This window comes from Halosolutus halophilus (assembly GCF_022869805.1).
GTDB classification, from domain to species: domain Archaea; phylum Halobacteriota; class Halobacteria; order Halobacteriales; family Natrialbaceae; genus Halosolutus; species Halosolutus halophilus.
The window spans coordinates 4998163-5015164 of record NZ_CP094974.1 but is presented as its reverse complement, the minus strand read 5'-3'; the positions used below and the strand labels follow the sequence as shown (position 1 = coordinate 5015164).

The window sequence follows — 17002 nt, the reverse complement described above, 5'->3', positions numbered from 1 at the left end:
TAAGTTCACGGAGTCCGCGTACCCGATATGTCAATCGCCGACACCGCATCGACGGCGGAGGCCGTCGTCGACGAAGTGCTCTCCGCAGTCGTCGCCGATCGAACCGTCCTCGAGGAGGTAACCGCCGGGATCCTCGCCCGCGGTCACGTCCTACTCGAGGACGTTCCCGGGACGGGCAAGACGCTAACGGCCCGGTCGCTCGCCACCGCGCTCGGACTGAAGTTCTCCCGAATTCAGTTCACGCCCGACCTCATGCCCTCCGACGTCACCGGCTCGTACGTCTTCGAGGAGGAGACCGGCGAGTTCCACTTCACCCCCGGCCCGGTGTTCGCGAACGTCGTCCTCGCCGACGAGATCAACCGCGCCCCGCCCAAGACGCAGTCCGCGCTGCTGGAAGCGATGGAGGAACGGCAGGTGACGGTCGACGGCGAGACCCACGATCTCCCGGACCCGTTCGTCGTCATCGCGACGCAAAACCCCGTCGAACAGGAGGGAACGTTCGAACTCCCGGAAGCCCAGCGCGATCGCTTCATGATCAAGACCTCGCTGGGCTACCCCGACGCCGACGGGACGCGCGAACTGATCGACCGGCGGGCCGACCGCGACCGCCCGGATCCGACCGTCGAACCGATCGTCGATCGCGAGACCGTCCGCGAACTCCAGCGCGTCCCAGAGGCCGTCACCGTCGAGGGGCCGGTGCGCGACTACATCGGCGCGGTCTGTCGCGCCACCCGGACCGACGGTCGCGTCGACGTCGGCGTCTCGCCCCGCGGCGTCCAGCGGCTGTTCGAGGTGAGTCGGGCGCGAGCCGTCCTCGAGGGGCGCGACTACGTCGTTCCGGACGACGTCGCGCACATCGCCGCTCCCGCGCTCGCCCATCGACTCGTCCTGACGCCCGAGGCCAGCGTCGACGGCGTCTCCCGACGCACGGTCGTCGACGCCGTGCTGGACGACGTCGAGGTACCGGCGATGGAGCCGCCGTCAGCGGAACAGTAACCAGGCCCCGGCCACGAGCGCAGCGACGCCGCCGAGGACGCCCGCCGTCGCCGGCACCGACAGCGTCGGCGCGAGAACCGTCGCGCCCAGGAAGCCGACCACGGCGACGGGGACGCCGACGGCCGCTACCGTGCCACGCCAGCCGAGCTGGACGAGCTGTGGCCGTCGCAACGCACCCTCGGGACCGATCTCGCGTGCGAGCGTCCGTCCGTAGCGGCCGGCGTCGTACGCGAACAGCCCGGCTGCGATCGCGACGAGCGGTCCCGCCCCGACGCGAATCGTCGCCAGTCCGGGGGCGGCATCGACGGTCGCGCCGACGGTAAGCCCGCCGGCCACGAGCGCGGCGGCGATCGCGGTCGCCGGGCCGGGCACGTCTTCCGTCCGCGTCGCCTCGAGAGCGACTCCTACCGCGACATAGCTCAGGCCGAGAACGATCGTCGCCGCGCCGAAGAGCCCGGCCACGAGGCCGATCCTGCCCCCACTGGCCCCGATCGCGATCGGAGCCGGCAGGACCACCCCGCAGATCGCGACGACGACGAGGGGAACGATGGCGTTGTCCCGGCCGGACGTCTGGACCCACGATCCGCGGACGACCGTCCCGACGACGGCAATCGCGAGGCTCCCCCCCGTCAGCGCCGCGATAAGCCCGCGAACGATGGTACTGTCGGCGATCGCCCCGACGACCGTGTCGATCGGGGGGACGAACCAGGACAGGACCGTCGCCGCCACCAGCAGCGCGACCGCGAGCAGGGTCGTGTACCCGATCGACCACGCGATCGCGGCCCGGACCGTCGCGTACGAATCGCGGTCGGCGGGCGTCGCGAGCGCGGCGGGCGGGACGGCGAACAGGCCGCCCACCACCGCGGCCGCGGCGACGAGACACCCGACGAGTAGGCCGGAAACGCCGTCGCCGGTGAGCCACAGCGCCGACGCGAGCCCCGATCGGAGACCTCCCGCCGTGGAGACGCTGAACACGAGCACAGCCATCCCGCCGGCAGCGCCCGCCGCGTACAGCGCGGTCGATCCCGCGCGCTCGATCGCGACCGGCGTCGGCCGGCCGACGACCACCGCGACGCCGATGCCGACGATCGCACTCAGGATCGTCAGGACGCCGCCGACCGGGTCGGCTCCGACGGCGACGCCGGCGACGGCGATCGCGCCGAGGACGACGACTGGCAGGAGCGCCGCCGCGACCGTCACGCGGCGGTAGGAGCCATCGAACCAGCGCGTTACGGCCACGGCCGCGATCCCGAAGACGGCCCCGACGGCGGCCGACGGTTCCTGGACGACCATCGCGAGCGTCCCGACGACGGCGGCGAGCGCGATCGTCCACGCCGTCGTCGGCGGGATCCGGTCGTCGGGGGCGCTCATCGGTCACCCACCTCCCCGATGGCATCGCCCAGTACCAGCCCGAGCGGACGGTCGAGATCCCAGTCGACGACCCGGGCACCGGTGGCGCGAGCCCTCGCGAGTCGGGTCCCGCGATCGAGCGCCTGCAGTCGCGTCGCGACGTCGTCGGCGTCGTCGGTGACGTCCGGCGCGACGACGCGAACGGCGTACCCGTGCGTTCGGAGCCGTTCGACGAGGTCGATCGGTGCGTCGTCCACGAACGAGGAGAAGAGGTACACCTGCGCTTCCCCGGGAAGCGTCCGGGGGAGTTCCTCGACCGGGTCGCAGACTCGCTTCCGGACGGACTCCCCGCGGATCCCACCCGATCGCCGCGTCGCGGCCAGCAGGTCCGTCGCGCGCCGTCGCGTCGCGGGGTCGGTCCCCGGCGGGACGGTCGCCAGTCGCCGATCACCGATGCCGACGACGCCGGTCGGGTGGCCCGCGTCGACCAGCGTCTCGACCGTTCGCTCGGCAGCGTCGGCCGACAGGTCGACCGCGGGGAGGTGAGCGGTCGTCGCCGCGCGAAACTGGCTCGGGCGGGCGTCGACGACGCAGACGATCCGCGTCGCCCGTTCGGCGCGGTACTCGACGGTCGCCAGGTCCCGGGTTCCGGCGTACCGCCGCCAGTCGATCGCGCCGACCGGATCGCCCGGTTCGTACTCCCGGACGGAGTAGAACTCGACGCCGCTGCCGCCCTCGTCCGTCGGCACCTCGCCCGCGTAGTCGTTCGTCCCACCCCCGAGTGGCACCGACTCGACGACCGGCGAACAGCGGACCGCCTCGTCACCCATCACGCTCGCCGTCCACGTCTCGGCCACCGTTCCCGTGAGGTCCCGCGTTCGGATCGTCGCGTCGTCGAAGCGATGCTCGCCGCGGCGAAGTTCGACCTCGTACTCGAGGGTCGCCGTCTCGAGCGGGTCGAGGGTGACACACGCTCTCGGGGTGCCGGAAACGACCGGCAGCGTCTCGGGAACGCCGTCGACGACGCGCAGGTCGACGATCGGGTCCGAGCCGGCGTTCTGGACGGTCGTCCGCACCGTAACGGTGTCACCGGGATCGCCGACGAGAGCGGATTCCGATCCGACGGCCTCGTCACCGTCGACGAGCCGTCGGCGAACCCGAACCATCGCCCGCTGGCGGCTCCCGAGGACGGTCGCAGCGACGTACCACAGCGGGAGCGTGGCAGCGACGACGAGTAACTGACTCCCGACGGCGATCCCGACGCCCGCGAGCGCGAGCGCGGTGGCGACGGCCCACTCGCCGCGATCGAGCCTGTCGACGGCGCGGTCGCTCATCGAGCCACCTCCGGCCCGTCCCGCGAGTCCGCGTCGGCCGACTCGATCCCCGATCTGCCGTCGTCGATCGCCTCGATCGCGGCGAGCGTGCGCCGGACGCGGCGCTGATACGCCGCCCCGGGATCGATCGCCGCGTGCAACCGTTCGCGGACCGGCTGGCGCAGGTCGTCCGCGAGGAACGCGGCGGCGACCGGGTCACCGGTCCACGTCCCCGACTCTACGGCCTCGCGGGCCGCCTCCGGCGCGAAGCCGCGTTTCGTGGTGAGAACGCGAGTCGCGCCGTCGACGAGGCGGCGGCGAACGTCCGCGGTCGACTCGGACGGCCAACACCGATACCAGTCACCCGCCGCGGTGTCGAGGAGCTGCGCCGTCTCGCGACCGACCCGGTAGTCGGTACGCGTGACGCCCGCCTCGGGGGGGTCGTCCTCGAGCATCGCACCGCGGCTCGACGGGCCGACGGTCCAGACCCACCCGAGCGCGTAGCCCGCGATCGCGAGTCCGAGAATCGGGAACAGCGCCGCAAGCGAATACAGCAATCCGACGAGCAATCGCCCGGTCGGAACGAAGCCCCCGAGTAGCACCGCGCCGATCGCCAGCCCGGTCCCACCGACGACGACCGCGGTTGCGACTCGATCCGGATCGATCTCGACGAACCGGTCGGCCAGTCCCGATCCCCCGGACGATCGGCGGCTCACGTCGATCCCCCCTCGTCAGGATCGTGATCGAGCAACTCGGTCGCCGCCGCCCGTGCACGCGCCACCCGATCCGGCGACGGGTCGCGGCCACCGTACTCGACCTCGCGGACGACCGTGACGAGTCGGGAGACGGGTTCGGCCGGGAACCCGTCGGCGAGCGCACGGCGGGCGACCGCTCCCGGCGTCGCCGTCTCGCGGTCGACCACGTCGAGCCGATCGAGGACCGCGTGCCACGCCGCCCGGATCTCCGCACGCGGCCCGCGGGGAGCGAGCGGTTCGTCCGCCAGCGCGGGACCGGCCGCCGCGGAATCGGTCGGAGCGTCGGATTCGGCGTCGTCGGAGCCGAAGACCTTGCGGAGTGGCGACTCGGGGAGCGGCGATCCGCCGCCCCGCCCCGGCGAACTGAGGAGCGATCCGAGCGACGGTACCGTCCCGAGCGCGCTGCCGAACGACGCGAGAGCCGGGCCGACTGACGGGAACTGCCACTCGAATCCCGGCCGCGGAACCGTGAACGCGGGCAGCGATATCGACGGCCGGTCGATCCCCCGGAGCAGGTCGGCGAGTGCCGCGAACGCGTCGGAGAGCCCCGCGAGGACGTCCGCGAGTACGACGAACGTTCCAACGAGCGCCGCCCCCCGACGGCGCTCGCGAGTCGCGACGAACCGCAGGTAGGTCATCGATCCGCCGACGAGGAATCCGGGGACGAGCACGACCAGCGCGGCCAGCCGACGGTAGAGGTTCCCGACGGTCGCCGTCGCGGTTTCGGCCCCGACCTCGGCGGTCACGGTCGCCTCGTCCTCGATCGGCAGCCACACTCGCGCCCGACCGTCTGCGCCGGTCGTGCTCGTGCCGCCGTCCGCGAGCGATACCGTCGCGTCCGGGACGGCGTCTCCGTCCGCCGACACCTGCACGGGGGCCGGAGAGCCGGGGAACAGCAGGGGAGAGACGAACCGCACCGTCGGTTCGGCGACGTCGACGGTGTGGTTGCCCTCGACCGGCCCGCGTTCGACGCGCAGGTGGGCCGGACCGGCCGTCTCGGGGAGCGTCACGGTGGCCCGTCCGTCCTCGTCTGTGGTCGCGACGGGATGGCCGTCGAGCGACACGGTCGCGTTTGTGACCGGCGTCGATCCGACCGCGGCCGAGAGTTCGAACTCGCGGTCCGGGACCGCCCCGTCGTGCGTCTCGATCGTCGCGTCCGTCTCGACGTCGACCGTTCGCGAGACGTTGTCCTCGGGAACCGAGACGGTCATCTCCTCGGCGTACGGCACGACGAGATCTATCCGTCTCCAGTCCGTCTTTCCGGCCGGTTGGCCGTTCACCTCGACGGTCCGCTCGTTGAACGGGCCGATGTCGTCGATCTCGACCCGCACCTCGTTGCCCGGTTCGATCGGGCCGTCGATCTCGATGTCGGGGGAGATCGGATCGTCGTCCGCGTCGTCCGTATCGGTCGCGCCCGCCCGATCGTCCGGCGGCGTCGTATCGAACTCGGGCGTTCCGTCGATCGAGTCCCACTCGCCGGCGGTCGGTTCCCCGCCGGGATCCCCGGGCGGGTCGAGTCGCGGATCGGCCGCGGGGAGCGCGGTGGCGACGGCGAGCAGACACACGACACAGCCGAGGGCGAACAGCACTCGTCGCGTTCCGGTCACGATACCCCCTCCAGTTCGGCGGCCAGTGCCTGGAGTCGCCGGACGCGGGCGTCGACGGGCGGGTGCGTGTCGGACCCCGCGTCGACGGGATCCGACGGCGTGGTTCCCTCGAGCCACGACGTTACGCGCTCGCGCCGCCGTGCGGCGTCGATCGGCCGATCGAGATCCGGGACCGACGTCGTCCCGTCGCCGGTGACGGGGTCCGCCGGCACGATACACAACGCGCGCAGGCCCGCCACGCGGAGGTCCGTCTCCGGCGTGGTCGTCGTCTCGGCGAGCGTCACCAGTGCGGTCGCGAGCGCGAGTGGCTCGCCGGTGATCCGCGCGGCCGCCGCGTCCGCGGCGAACTCCCGGGCGTGCGAGAGGGTTCGGGTCGCCCGGTTAGCGATGGCGGGAAACGCCCACAGGATCGGCGCGACGAAGACGTACGTTAGCGCGACCAGTGGGAGAAACCACTGGATCGCGACGGTTCCCCGGGTCGACAGCGCGTCCGGGTCGGACAGCGCCCGACGGGCGAGCCGTGCCGCGTGATAGGCTCGATCCGCGATTTCGACGAACAGCGTCGTGATCGTCATCAGCGTCACGTCGCGGTTCGCGACGTGGGCGATCTCGTGGGCGAGGACGGCCTCGAGTTCGTCGGCGTCGAGTCGGTCGACCAGCCCCGTCGTGACAACGATCGTCGCGTCGGTGAGCCGACCGACGGTGTAACAGCTCGGTGCGTCGTCGTCGACGACGCGAACGGCCGGGTCGGGCACGTCGGCGGTCATCGCCAGTCGGCGGACGATCCGCGCGACCGCGTGCTCAGCGTCGCCGGTGTCGCCGCTGGTGCCCGAGAGGACGCGCCGATACCCGTAGTACGTCTGCGCCGCGAGGAAGCCCGCGACCAGGAGCAGGAATGCGGGCCACGAGACGGGGGCCTGGAGGAGGTCGAATCCGACGGTGCCGTGGCGGGCGTAGACGATGCTCCCGGCGACGATCCCCGGGAGCAGAACGCCGTACGCCCACAGCAGCGCGAAGGCGAACAGGGCGTTTACCGCGACGAACACTCCGAGGACGGCACAGATCCGCAGTCGGAGGGTCATGGAGGGAATTGGTTGGTCTTCTTACCGTACGGACAAAAATTTTCCGTGACCGATCGTCTCGTCAGTCACGTTCCGAGCGGCGCCGAACCTTCGACGAGCACGTCGCGGCCGTTCTCGATCGCTTCGCCGATCGCGACGAGGGCGACGAGGACGAGGACGACGAGGACGAGAGCGACGACTACCGGGGTGTGGCCGCGGCAGCCCACCGGGACGAGGCGATCCGCACCACCCGTCCGGTCGGCGGGACTCGCGATCGAGTCGAGGGAATGGTCGAGACGGCGTACACCGACCGTTGGCGGCGCCCGGGGATCAATGGCTACTATCCCGTCGATAATATCGCAATTACCGCTGGAAGTCCCGGTTACATCGCGTGATCAAAAGTCGGACACGTATCGGTGATTTCGGGCGTTAGCTTCGATATAGCAGTGAAATCGGGCCTACGATTTATACGTCCAGTCGTGGTCGGGAGGCCAGTATGTCAGACGCGAACGTCCACAAAATGTCGGCACCGGACGAAACGGTCAGTCACGAGGAGTTCGATCCGGTTGGAACGCTGGTGCTGATCGCGCTGTACTTTCTGGTACTCATGTTGATGTGGCTGTTCACGTACTTCGTCGAGTTTCTCGGGAGCGGCCCGACACCGCTGGTGATCGCATGAGGATCCACACGTACGAGAAGTTGTGGCTCGTTGCAGCGCTGGTGTTGATCGTCGCGTTCATCGTGACGATCACGTACGGCTCGATCGGGCTCGGCATCTCGATGATCGACGACAGCGAGGAAGTGCTGCCCCCCGACGACATCAGCGAGGACGATCGGTTCAGCGAACCGCGCGTCGAGCAGGTCGGCGAGAACGAGTACGAGGCGTACGTCGTCGCCCGGACGTTCATCTTCCAGCCCGACCCGATCGAGGTGCCGGCGAACAGCGAAGTGACGTTCTACGTGACGAGCGCGGACGTCATCCACGGCTTCAGCGTCGTCGGGACGAACACCAACACGATGGTCATCCCCGGCGAGGTGTCGACGATGACGGTCGAGTTCGACGAGCCCGAGGAGTACGGGGTGATCTGTCACGAGTACTGCGGCTCCCAACACCACACCATGGAGGGGAAACTCAACGTCGTTCCCGAAGACGAGTTCGACCTGACCGAACTGTCGGTCGAGGCTCCCGACGAGGTCGAACCCGGGAACGAAACCGAGTTCGAGGTCACGGTCGAGAACGGCCAACTCGAGGACCTCGAGACCACGATCGCGCTCGAAATCGGCAACGAAACGTTCGAGGAGGACGTCACGGTCCCTGGCGACGACAGCGAGACGGTGACGTTCACGGTCGACACGGCCGATCTCGGCGAGGGCGACCACGACTGGACGGTCATCGTCGACGACCACGAGGAGAGCGGGACCCTGACCGTGGCGGAAGCCGGGGACGAGGGCGAGCAGGGCGACGACGGCGGCGACGGGAACGAGACCGGGGCCGGCGACGGGAACGAAACCGGCGACGAGACCGGGACCGACGGCGAAGGTGATGACGATGCGTGAGACGTTCGCCGACGAGTATCCCGTCCAGGCGCGTCTCGTTCGACTGGTGTTTACGTCCTCGTTCGTCGCGTTCGGCGTCGGTGCGATCTTCGGACTCATCCAGGCGCTCCACCGGACGGACGTGTACAGGTTCATCGAGTCGGAGGCCTACTACACCGTGTTGACGGGCCACGGCGTCTTCCTCGTGGTTACGTTCACGATCTTCTTCCTCGTGGGCGTCTATCAGTGGGCGGTCACCGACAGCCTCGGGCGCGGTCCCGTCGACATGCGGGTCACCTGGGTCTGGTACGGCCTGATGGTCACCGGGACCCTACTCGCGGCGTTCGCGATCCTGGCCGGCTTCGTCGACTGGATCAACGTGGATTCGGACACGCTCTTTACCTTTTACGCGCCGCTGCAGGGGCATCCGATCTTTTACGTCGGCCTCGTCGTCTTCGTCGTCGGGACGTGGCTCGCGGGCGTCGACTGGTTCCGCTCGTGGTGGGCCTGGAAGGGGGACCACCCCGGCGAGCGGATCCCGCTGCCGACGTTCATGGTACTGACGACGATGATCATGTGGTACCTCTCGTCGATCGGCGTCGCCGTGGCGATTCTGGCGTTCATCTTGCCGTGGTCGCTCGGCATCGTCGAGTCGATCAACCCGCTGCTGACGCGGACGCTGTTCTGGTACTTCGGCCACTCCGTCGTCTACTTCTGGCTGCTGCCGGCGTACCTGCTGTGGTACATCCTGCTGCCGAAGCTCTCCGGGGGACGGCTGTTCAGCGACCCGCTGGCTCGCGTCGTCTTCATCCTGTTCGTCCTGCTGGGAACCCCGGTGGGCATCCACCACCAGTACCTCGACCCGGGGATCGCGGAGGGGTTCAAGTTCATCGCGATGACGAACACGATGTTCCTGCTGTTGCCGAGCCTGCTGACGGCGTTCACCGTCGTCGCCAGCATGGAACACGGCGCTCGCCAGCGCGGCGGCGAGGGCTATCTCGGCTGGTTGACGGCGCTGCCGTGGCGAGAGCCGGCGTTCACCGGGATGGCGCTGGCCGGTGCCGTCTTCGCGTTCGGCGGATTCACCGGCATCGTCAACGCCGGGATGAACATCAACTACCTCGTCCACAACACGCTCTGGATACCCGGTCACATCCACACGCAGGTGGGAACCGCCGCCGCGCTGACGTTCATGGCCGGCTCCTACTGGCTCGTCCCGCAACTGACCGGGAACCGCCTCGTCGGACGGGGCCTCGGGCTGGTCCAGGTCCTCCTCTGGTTCGTCGGCATCGTCTTCATGACGAACTCGATGTACCGCGGCGGGCTGGCCGGGATACCCCGCCGAACGGCCGAACCGCAGTACGAGGGGTTCGAGTACGAGATCGCCGCCGGCTCGATCGGGGAACTCAACGCCCAGCTCGCGATCGGCGGCATCCTCCTGTTCGTCTCGGCGATGCTGTTTCTCGCGTTGATGCTCCTGACGGCGTTCAACGGGGGTACCGAGCCGATCGACGATCACCGGATCCCGCGTCCGCTGTCGGGTCCCGAGGACTCGCCGCGGGTGCTCGACAACCTGAAGCTGTGGGCCGGCATCGCGATCGTCCTGCTGGTGCTCGCTTACGGGTTCCCGCTCGCCAGTATCGTCTCGAGAGGCGGACTGTTCGGTCCGGATATCGGGCCGTTCCCCGTCCTGACCGAACCGGCGAGTCTCGTCGCCCTCCTCCGTGCGACCGTCGAGGGTGGACTCGCGAGCGTCGGCTACGGATAGTGCGAGTGATCGATCGATGCGAACCACGCTCCCTCGGCTGTTGATCGTGATCGCGATTCTCCTCGTACTCCTCGTCGAACTCCGGACCGCGCTCGCGTTCTTCGGCGTGCGGGTGTCGTTTACGACGACGATCATCGTCGGCGCCGTCGTGATCGGCCTGATCGTCCTCTGGGCTGTGAGTCCGACCGACGACCGATCGAAGGAGTGAACGAGGCCTGCCGATCGCCCCTCCGATCGGTCCCAGCAGTCGGTGAACGCCCGTTCGCGTTCCTCGATCGCGCCGACGGCGACGACCGTTCGAGTGCGATCGGCGTGCGAGTCGATCCGACCGCGGTACCGCCGTCGCAACCGTAATCCGTCGGGCTTTTGCCCTCCCGGACCCGACGATGGTGCAACGACGAATGGCCCGGTACCACATCGAGACGTACGGCTGTACGTCCAACCGCGGAGAGAGTCGCGAGATCGAGCGGCGACTCCGCGACGCGGGCCATTACCGGGTCGACGGCCCCGGGGAGGCGGACGTCGCCATCCTCAACACCTGTACCGTCGTCGAGAAGACCGAGCGGAACATGCTCCGCCGGGCCGAGGAACTGGCCGACGAGACCGCGGACCTCTTCATCACGGGCTGTATGGCCCTCGCACAGGGCGAGGAGTTCGCGAAGGCCGACGTCGACGGCCAGGTCCTCCACTGGGACGAGGTCCCGGAAGCGGTCACCAACGGCGAGTGCCCGACGACGACTCCCGACGCCGAACCCGTCCTCGACGGCGTCGTCGGCATCCTCCCGATCGCGCGGGGCTGTATGTCCGACTGTTCGTACTGCATCACCAAGCACGCGACGGGCAAGATCGAGTCGCCGTCGATCGAGGACAACGTCGAGAAAGCCCGGGCGCTGATCCACGCCGGCGCGACGGAGATTCGGATCACGGGCCAGGACACCGGCGTCTACGGCTGGGACGAGGGCGAGCGCAAACTCCACCGCCTGCTCGATCGGATCTGTGACATCGACGGTGACTTCCGAGTCCGCGTGGGGATGGCCAACCCGAAGGGCGTCCACGGCATCCGCGAGGAACTGGCCGAGGTCTTCGCCGAAAACGAGGAACTCTACGACTTCCTTCACGCGCCCGTCCAGTCGGGCAGCGACGACGTGCTCGGCGACATGCGCCGCCAGCACCAGGTCGAAGAGTACCTCGAAGTCGTCGAAACGTTCGACGAGGCGCTGGACTACTGGACGCTCTCGACGGACTTCATCGTCGGCTTCCCCACCGAGACCGACCACGACCACGAACAGTCGATGGCCCTCCTCCGGGAAACGCGGCCGGAGAAGATCAACGTCACCCGCTTCTCGAAGCGCCCGGGTACCGACGCCGCCGAGATGAAGGGACTGGGTGGCACGATCAAGAAGGAGCGATCGAAGGAGATGAGCGCGGTGAAACGCGAGATCGTCGGCGAGGCCTACGCGGACATGGTCGGGAAGACCCGCGAGGACGTGCTCGTCGTCGAGGAGGGAACCGCCGACTCCGTGAAGTGTCGCGACTCGGCCTACCGACAACTCATCGTCCGGAATGCGGACGAGTACGGGCTCGAACCCGGCGATTTCGTCGATCTCGAGGTAACGGCCCACGAGACGATGTACGCCTTTGGCGAACCGGCGTAGTGTGCAGGCGGTATAGCGGTGCAGGCGGTATACTGGTCGAGACGGGATAGCCATCCAGACAGCATCGCAGCGGCCGCCGGCCCGGTGTTCCGGTCCACGTCGTCCTCGTCGTCAATTCCCGCAGACTGGGAGTAGTGTGCGAGATACACCTTTCCGGACGTACAACGGGCAGATATGAGCGAGACAGCCGACAACCGACCCCGGTGTACGTACGCCGAGCAGGACGGCCCGATGGGGTGTGATCCCCACTCGATAATCGAACTGCTCGCCGCCGGCGACACGCGAGACGTATATCTGCGTGCGGAAGAACCGGTGACGGTCCGTGAAATCGCCGAGGAACTCGACCTGCCGCGATCGACGGCGTACAGGAAAGTCGAGCGGCTTCAGGAGGCCGGATTACTCCGGCAACTCAACGAGCGTTCCAAGGGCGGGCTGCCCGCCCACTACGTCCAGTCGATGGACGCCGTCTCGGTGACCTACGACGATCCCGTCCAGATCGAGTGCTCCCGCAACGGGGCGACCCTCTGGTGTGAACCCGAGTGAGCCCATCCCGAGAACCTTCCCCTCTCCGGATCAGTTCCCGTTCCGCCGGCACGCAACGGCGACCGTCGAGAGTTACTGGCGGACCGCTTTCACTGCCGAGTTGCGTGTCACGAACCAGTGTGTAGTCAGCGGCGCCCCCCTCCCAAAACGTATTATCGTCACGCCAGAGCGGCATCTTATGGCACCAGATCTCCCTCGCCGCACACTTCTCGGGAGCGCGGGAGCAGTCAGCAGTCGTGACTGCGGGTTGTCTCGGCGATCGGACCGACGACAACGTCGAGACGAGTGACGGCGAACGAGAGAAGGCAGCGGATCGAGAGCGAGCGGGCGACGACGCAGACGACACTCCCGACGAATGTGACCTTCGCTCTCGAATCCGCGGGGGCAGGCGGATCCACTCGAAACGATCGTCGAGATCGATCGGGCGGACGACGAAACGGAAGCCTGTCTCAGCGCCGCGTCCGAGGTCGTTCTCGGTCGACTGGAAGAGCGACTCGGTCTCGGCCTTACCGATCCCGAATCGAAGTGGATCACGGCGGGGTGGCGGCGATCCGACGGCCAGTACGCGGTTACGATCGACGTCAGGGCGATAAAACGCAGCGAGGCAACGGGTGATGGGTCGTACACGGTCTGCCCGGACCGCGAGTTCGACTACGACGAGGCGATCGAGTCCATCCCGAGTGACGTGACAGTTACCCTCCGGATCGCGACCGAACGGGACGAGTACGAGTGTTCGCACGAAGTACAGTTGAGACAACGTCGTGTGCAGATCGACTGAGAACATCCCCTGGCACCCGGTCCCACCGTTCGTTTCGACGGCACCTGCCCCTAGGGATCGCCTCACGCGAACCGCCGACGTCGATCAGAGGTCCCCGACAGCGGTTTCGATATCCGATCGGGGGAGCGGCGAGATCCAGTCGTCCGCGACGAACGCGTACTGCACCTCGCGGTCGGGGTCGACGACGAACGCCGATCGCCACGGCGTCGAGACGTTCGCCATGTGATCGCGGTCGGCGAGTAGATCGAGCGACTCGCTCACGGTCCCGTTTACGTCCGCAAAGAACCGAAAGTCGGGCCGGTCCAGCCAGCGGAGGAACTCGTTCTGGGCGTACGGGCCGTCCCGGCTTACACCGAGCACCGGAACCTCCTCAAACTCGTCCCAGTCGGCGCGGAGGAATCGCTTCCACCAATTCTGGGCGATCGCGCTGAACGCGAAGCCGGTACAGACGACGATGCCACCCCGATCGCCGAGCGCCCCGGAGAGAGTCGTCGATCGGAACGTCTCGCCGTCACACAGCGGTGCCTCGAAGTCGGGGAGCGTCTCACCCTCTGACGGTGGCATACCCGGGACTCGCACGCGGGGACCAAAAATCTCCGCACACCGGAACGATGGGGCGAACGACGGAACGACGACGGATCGGGCCGTCGCCCGACGACGGAACGGGGGAGCGATCGGCGGGAAACCGGACGGGACCAGTCGCGGCAGCAAAATCCGACGGGACCAGCCGCGGCGGAACAACCGGAACGAGACGTGGGCCTCACCCACGCTTTTGCCCGTTCGGTGCGAACGACGCCGCATGGTCACCCTGTACCGCCTCGAAGGCTGTCCGTACTGCGAGGTCGTCGTCGATCGGCTCGAGGAACTCGACGTCGACTACGAGAGCGTCTGGGTCGAGGGGCTGCACTCGAAACGAAACGAGGTCAGGCGCGTCTCCGGCCAGCGGCAGGTCCCCGTCGTCGTCGACGAGGAGTACGGGGTCACGATGGCCGAATCGGAGCGGATCCTGGACTATCTCGAGTCGACGTACGCCTGAGAACCGACCGATCGCCCGCGGTTACTCGTCGGCCTCGTCGTCGAGACTGTGCGGATCGAGCCCCGGGTCCTCGACGGCCGGCGCGCCGATCGCGAGGACGACCCCCTCCTCGTCGCCGACGTTACGGTGGCCGTGGCCGATCTCCGGCCGGGCCATCCAGAACGTGCCCGGCCCGGCCTCGACGTACTCTTCCTCGCCCGATCGGCCGAGTTTAAGCGAGAACTCCCCCTCGACGACGAAGTACAGTTCCTCCTGTTCGGCGTGGGCGTGATACTGGATCTCCTCGCCGGGCTCGAAGTACCAGAGCTTGAGCTGGACGTTCTCGGTGGGTAGTACCTCGTCGATCGCTCGGATCTGCAGGTCCGGCGGCACCTCGTCGATCTCCGAGAGATCCGTGATCGGGACGTCCTCCGTGTGGACGACTTCGTACTCCATGTCGCTCGAGAACACGACCCATTCACTCAAAAGCGTATGGACAGGCGGACCGTTTTGCTGGCTCACGGATCGGCGGACCCGCCGATCGAGACGCCACTCGCTCCCGAGAGGCGGTACGAGGGCTCCGCCTTCGTGATCCGTGGAGTTACGGCTCGAAGGCGACGTTCGTCACCGTATCCACGACGCCCGCAACGCCGTGGATTTCGTCGGCAACGACCCGGGGGAGATCGTCGGAATCGTCGAGTTCGAGTTGTGCGACGACGTCGTATTCGCCGGTAACGACGTGGACTGTACTGACCGCGTCGAGGTCGCCGATCTCGTTCGCGGCGGCAGTGACGGCACCCGGGTCGACCAGGATATTGACGTATGCGTCGGTCATGTGTTTCACACCCTGTTACGTTATAGCATGACACGACGGTTCTATTCAAGGTTTCCACCGTCCGCCGAAACGGGCGAATCGGACGCCGAACCCGCGTTTTCGGCCTACTGCTCCGCGTCACCGACGATCGCGTCCCTGAGCCGTGGCACGACCTCGGTCACGTCCGCCCGGAACTCGTGGGTCGCCCGGCGCGACAGCGGCGTCCGATCGAGGTTCGCGATCACGAGCGTCGCGCCGCGATCGGCGGCCGTCTTCGGGAGCGAGGCGGCCGGTTCGACGGTCAGCGAGGAACCGATCGCGAGGAAGGCGTCGGCCGACCGGGCGGCAGCCTGCGATCGCAACAGGGCGTGTTCGGGGAGCGGTTCGCCGAAGAGGACGGTATCCGGTTTGAGAGTGCCGTCGCACTCGTCGCAGGTCGGCGGCAGTTCGCCGTCGCGGGCCCGCTCGAGGATCGGGTCGGCGTCGTACCGCTGCCGGCACGACTGGCAGACCGCTTTCGCCGCGGTTCCGTGGAGTCTGACCACGGAATCGGAGCCGGCGTCGGCGTGGAGGCCGTCGATATTCTGCGTGACGAGCGTGTCGAGGTGGCCCGCGGCCTCGAGGTCGGAAAGCGCCTCGTGGGCGCCGTTCGGTTCGACGTCGTCGTCGAAGAATTCGTCGTGCAGGTCGAGGTGCTGGTCCCAGTAACCGCCCGGATCCGATCGGAACCGATCGACGTGGAAGTCACCCGGGTCGTACTGCTGCCAGAGTCCGTCGTCACCCCGGAAGTCCGGGATCCCCGACGCGGTGGAGACGCCCGCACCGGTCAGGGCGACGGTTTCGTCGGCGTCGCGAATCGCCCGTGCAGCGGTCGCGAGGGTCTCGTCGGTCGTCACGGGAACCCGTTGTGTGCGAGTGCCCAAAACTCCCGGCACTCGACAGCTATCGAACTACTCCACGACGACCGCGGCGTCGTCGCCCGGGACCGTCGTCCCCGCCTGCTCGGCGAACGCCTCGTGGACCCGATCGTAGGTGTCCTCGAGTGCCTGGACGATCACCGACGTATCACTGAGGACGGGCATGAAGTTGGTGTCACCCTTCCAGCGCGGGACGACGTGCGTGTGGAGGTGATCTCCGATCGAGCCCCCGGCCCCCTCGCCGAGGTTGAGGCCGGCGTTGAAGCCGTCCGGTTCGAGGGCCGTCTCGAGTGCGTCGAACGTCCGCTGTTTCAGACGGGCGTGATCGAGCAGTTGCTCGTCGTCGAGGTCGCCGTAGTCGCCGGTGTGTGCGTCGGGGATCACCATCGCGTGACCCGGGTTGTACGGGTAGTTGTTCAGCATGACGACGGCGCGGTCGCTGCGCGCGACGATCAGGTGATTCCGATCGGCGTCCAGCGCCGGGAGTTCGCAGAAAACGCACTCCTCGACGTCGGGGTTTTTCTCCTCGCGTTCGATCCACTCGATCCGCCACGGTGCGAACACCTGCTCCATAGTCGCGAGTCTCCCCACGTCGGTAAGTCGTCTTCGCCACGTCACTGCCACCAGAGAACGAACCCGTCGGAGACCGGACGTGACGAGACGGAGGCGGCGAACTGGTCCCCGCGACCCGTACGTCAGGAGAGACGCGACAGCTACCGGATACTCCAGCGTACCGAGACTGTCACGACGCCCGATCGCCGGTCGAAAATCACCGAGAACTGATACTAAGCAGCACTGAACGCCCTCAGTACGTTTTGCAGGGACGGTGATGCCGACTTGTAATCTGCTAAACTCGTGTTTCGAGACGAAGCAGGGGTTTAAGACGGTACTATT

Annotated in this window: 19 protein-coding genes; 9 read left to right on the top strand and 10 right to left on the bottom strand. The window is 67.9% G+C overall.

From position 1 onward, the window contains the following. Window positions 1–27: 27 nt before the first annotated feature. Complete coding sequence (locus MUG98_RS24975; protein ID WP_265110096.1) at window positions 28–996, top strand: AAA family ATPase; 969 nt, start codon at window positions 28–30, stop codon at window positions 994–996. Here the strand turns inward: MUG98_RS24975 and MUG98_RS24970 are convergent. From MUG98_RS24970 to MUG98_RS24950, 5 genes are read right to left on the bottom strand one after another with little or no spacing between them, the layout of a single operon-like run. Beyond that, window positions 982–2367 (bottom strand): hypothetical protein, encoded by a 1386-nt coding sequence (locus MUG98_RS24970; RefSeq protein WP_265110095.1) that lies wholly within the window; start codon window positions 2365–2367, stop codon window positions 982–984. The two genes, MUG98_RS24975 and MUG98_RS24970, sit on opposite strands and share 15 nt — an antisense overlap. Then, window positions 2364–3680 carry a DUF58 domain-containing protein gene (locus tag MUG98_RS24965; RefSeq protein WP_265110094.1) on the bottom strand — a complete coding sequence of 439 codons (1317 nt, stop codon included), beginning with the start codon at window positions 3678–3680 and terminating at the stop codon, window positions 2364–2366. Before MUG98_RS24965 ends, MUG98_RS24970 begins: the two co-directional genes overlap by 4 nt. Continuing rightward, window positions 3677–4375: a DUF7269 family protein gene (locus tag MUG98_RS24960; protein WP_265110093.1), complete on the bottom strand. Its 699-nt coding sequence runs from the start codon at window positions 4373–4375 to the stop codon at window positions 3677–3679. Before MUG98_RS24960 ends, MUG98_RS24965 begins: the two co-directional genes overlap by 4 nt. After that, entirely contained in the window at window positions 4372–6021 is a 1650-nt protein-coding gene (locus tag MUG98_RS24955; protein WP_265110092.1) for a DUF4129 domain-containing protein, read from the bottom strand. Before MUG98_RS24955 ends, MUG98_RS24960 begins: the two co-directional genes overlap by 4 nt. Continuing rightward, on the bottom strand, window positions 6018–7103 hold the full coding sequence (locus MUG98_RS24950) for a M48 family metalloprotease (protein ID WP_265110091.1): 1086 nt from the start codon (window positions 7101–7103) through the stop codon (window positions 6018–6020). The genes MUG98_RS24955 and MUG98_RS24950 overlap by 4 nt, the downstream gene beginning before the upstream one ends. Window positions 7104–7111: 8 nt before the next feature. Here MUG98_RS24950 and MUG98_RS24945 point away from each other — a divergent pair, with 8 nt between their 5' ends. The 7 genes from MUG98_RS24945 (at window position 7112) to MUG98_RS24915 (ending at window position 12584) form a co-directional block, all read left to right on the top strand. Further along, window positions 7112–7477, top strand: a complete 366-nt coding sequence (locus tag MUG98_RS24945) for a hypothetical protein (protein ID WP_265110090.1) — start codon at window positions 7112–7114, stop codon at window positions 7475–7477. A gap of 101 nt (window positions 7478–7578) precedes the next feature. Next, window positions 7579–7761: a cytochrome oxidase gene (locus MUG98_RS24940; RefSeq protein WP_265110089.1), complete on the top strand. Its 183-nt coding sequence runs from the start codon at window positions 7579–7581 to the stop codon at window positions 7759–7761. After that, a complete protein-coding gene (locus MUG98_RS24935; RefSeq protein WP_265110088.1) occupies window positions 7758–8639 on the top strand; it encodes a cytochrome c oxidase subunit II in 882 nt (293 codons plus the stop codon). The genes MUG98_RS24940 and MUG98_RS24935 overlap by 4 nt, the downstream gene beginning before the upstream one ends. Beyond that, the gene (locus MUG98_RS24930) at window positions 8632–10386 is read left to right on the top strand and encodes a b(o/a)3-type cytochrome-c oxidase subunit 1 (protein WP_265112523.1); all 1755 of its coding nucleotides are present in this window, start codon (window positions 8632–8634) and stop codon (window positions 10384–10386) included. Before MUG98_RS24935 ends, MUG98_RS24930 begins: the two co-directional genes overlap by 8 nt. Window positions 10387–10402: 16 nt before the next feature. Beyond that, window positions 10403–10594 carry a CbaC protein gene (locus tag MUG98_RS24925; protein WP_265110087.1) on the top strand — a complete coding sequence of 64 codons (192 nt, stop codon included), beginning with the start codon at window positions 10403–10405 and terminating at the stop codon, window positions 10592–10594. Between the two features lie 193 nt (window positions 10595–10787). Next, entirely contained in the window at window positions 10788–12041 is a 1254-nt protein-coding gene (locus tag MUG98_RS24920; RefSeq protein WP_265112522.1) for a tRNA (N(6)-L-threonylcarbamoyladenosine(37)-C(2))-methylthiotransferase, read from the top strand. A 174-nt stretch (window positions 12042–12215) separates the two neighbouring features. Beyond that, complete coding sequence (locus MUG98_RS24915; protein ID WP_265110086.1) at window positions 12216–12584, top strand: winged helix-turn-helix domain-containing protein; 369 nt, start codon at window positions 12216–12218, stop codon at window positions 12582–12584. 862 nt (window positions 12585–13446) lie between these two features. On the opposite strand, the gene MUG98_RS24910 is transcribed toward MUG98_RS24915, so the two are convergent. Next, window positions 13447–13926, bottom strand: coding sequence for a peroxiredoxin family protein (locus tag MUG98_RS24910; RefSeq protein WP_265110085.1), 480 nt, complete (start codon window positions 13924–13926; stop codon window positions 13447–13449). 235 nt (window positions 13927–14161) lie between these two features. Here MUG98_RS24910 and MUG98_RS24905 point away from each other — a divergent pair, with 235 nt between their 5' ends. After that, on the top strand, window positions 14162–14398 hold the full coding sequence (locus tag MUG98_RS24905; RefSeq protein WP_265110084.1) for a glutathione S-transferase N-terminal domain-containing protein: 237 nt from the start codon (window positions 14162–14164) through the stop codon (window positions 14396–14398). Window positions 14399–14419: 21 nt separating this feature from the next. Here MUG98_RS24905 and MUG98_RS24900 read toward each other — a convergent pair whose 3' ends face one another. The 4 genes from MUG98_RS24900 to MUG98_RS24885 all read right to left on the bottom strand — a co-directional run bounded on the left by MUG98_RS24900 (window position 14420) and on the right by MUG98_RS24885 (window position 16681). Beyond that, entirely contained in the window at window positions 14420–14833 is a 414-nt protein-coding gene (locus tag MUG98_RS24900; protein WP_265110083.1) for a cupin domain-containing protein, read from the bottom strand. Between the two features lie 145 nt (window positions 14834–14978). Continuing rightward, a complete protein-coding gene (locus MUG98_RS24895; protein WP_265110082.1) occupies window positions 14979–15212 on the bottom strand; it encodes an Lrp/AsnC family transcriptional regulator in 234 nt (77 codons plus the stop codon). A gap of 104 nt (window positions 15213–15316) precedes the next feature. Then, a complete protein-coding gene (locus MUG98_RS24890) occupies window positions 15317–16087 on the bottom strand; it encodes an NAD-dependent protein deacylase (protein WP_265110081.1) in 771 nt (256 codons plus the stop codon). Between the two features lie 54 nt (window positions 16088–16141). Then, window positions 16142–16681, bottom strand: coding sequence for an HIT family protein (locus MUG98_RS24885; RefSeq protein ID WP_265110080.1), 540 nt, complete (start codon window positions 16679–16681; stop codon window positions 16142–16144). Between the last annotated feature and the right edge of the window lie 321 nt (window positions 16682–17002).

Coding starts and splice junctions, on each gene's coding strand:
- MUG98_RS24975 (WP_265110096.1), top strand. CDS start 28: ATGTCAATCGCCGACACCGCATCGACGGCGGAGGCCGTCGTCGACGAA.
- MUG98_RS24970 (WP_265110095.1), bottom strand. CDS start 2,367: ATGAGCGCCCCCGACGACCGGATCCCGCCGACGACGGCGTGGACGATC.
- MUG98_RS24965 (WP_265110094.1), bottom strand. CDS start 3,680: ATGAGCGACCGCGCCGTCGACAGGCTCGATCGCGGCGAGTGGGCCGTC.
- MUG98_RS24950 (WP_265110091.1), bottom strand. CDS start 7,103: ATGACCCTCCGACTGCGGATCTGTGCCGTCCTCGGAGTGTTCGTCGCG.
- MUG98_RS24940 (WP_265110089.1), top strand. CDS start 7,579: ATGTCAGACGCGAACGTCCACAAAATGTCGGCACCGGACGAAACGGTC.
- MUG98_RS24935 (WP_265110088.1), top strand. CDS start 7,758: ATGAGGATCCACACGTACGAGAAGTTGTGGCTCGTTGCAGCGCTGGTG.
- MUG98_RS24930 (WP_265112523.1), top strand. CDS start 8,632: ATGCGTGAGACGTTCGCCGACGAGTATCCCGTCCAGGCGCGTCTCGTT.
- MUG98_RS24925 (WP_265110087.1), top strand. CDS start 10,403: ATGCGAACCACGCTCCCTCGGCTGTTGATCGTGATCGCGATTCTCCTC.
- MUG98_RS24920 (WP_265112522.1), top strand. CDS start 10,788: ATGGCCCGGTACCACATCGAGACGTACGGCTGTACGTCCAACCGCGGA.
- MUG98_RS24915 (WP_265110086.1), top strand. CDS start 12,216: ATGAGCGAGACAGCCGACAACCGACCCCGGTGTACGTACGCCGAGCAG.
- MUG98_RS24910 (WP_265110085.1), bottom strand. CDS start 13,926: ATGCCACCGTCAGAGGGTGAGACGCTCCCCGACTTCGAGGCACCGCTG.
- MUG98_RS24905 (WP_265110084.1), top strand. CDS start 14,162: ATGGTCACCCTGTACCGCCTCGAAGGCTGTCCGTACTGCGAGGTCGTC.
- MUG98_RS24900 (WP_265110083.1), bottom strand. CDS start 14,833: ATGGAGTACGAAGTCGTCCACACGGAGGACGTCCCGATCACGGATCTC.
- MUG98_RS24895 (WP_265110082.1), bottom strand. CDS start 15,212: ATGACCGACGCATACGTCAATATCCTGGTCGACCCGGGTGCCGTCACT.
- MUG98_RS24885 (WP_265110080.1), bottom strand. CDS start 16,681: ATGGAGCAGGTGTTCGCACCGTGGCGGATCGAGTGGATCGAACGCGAG.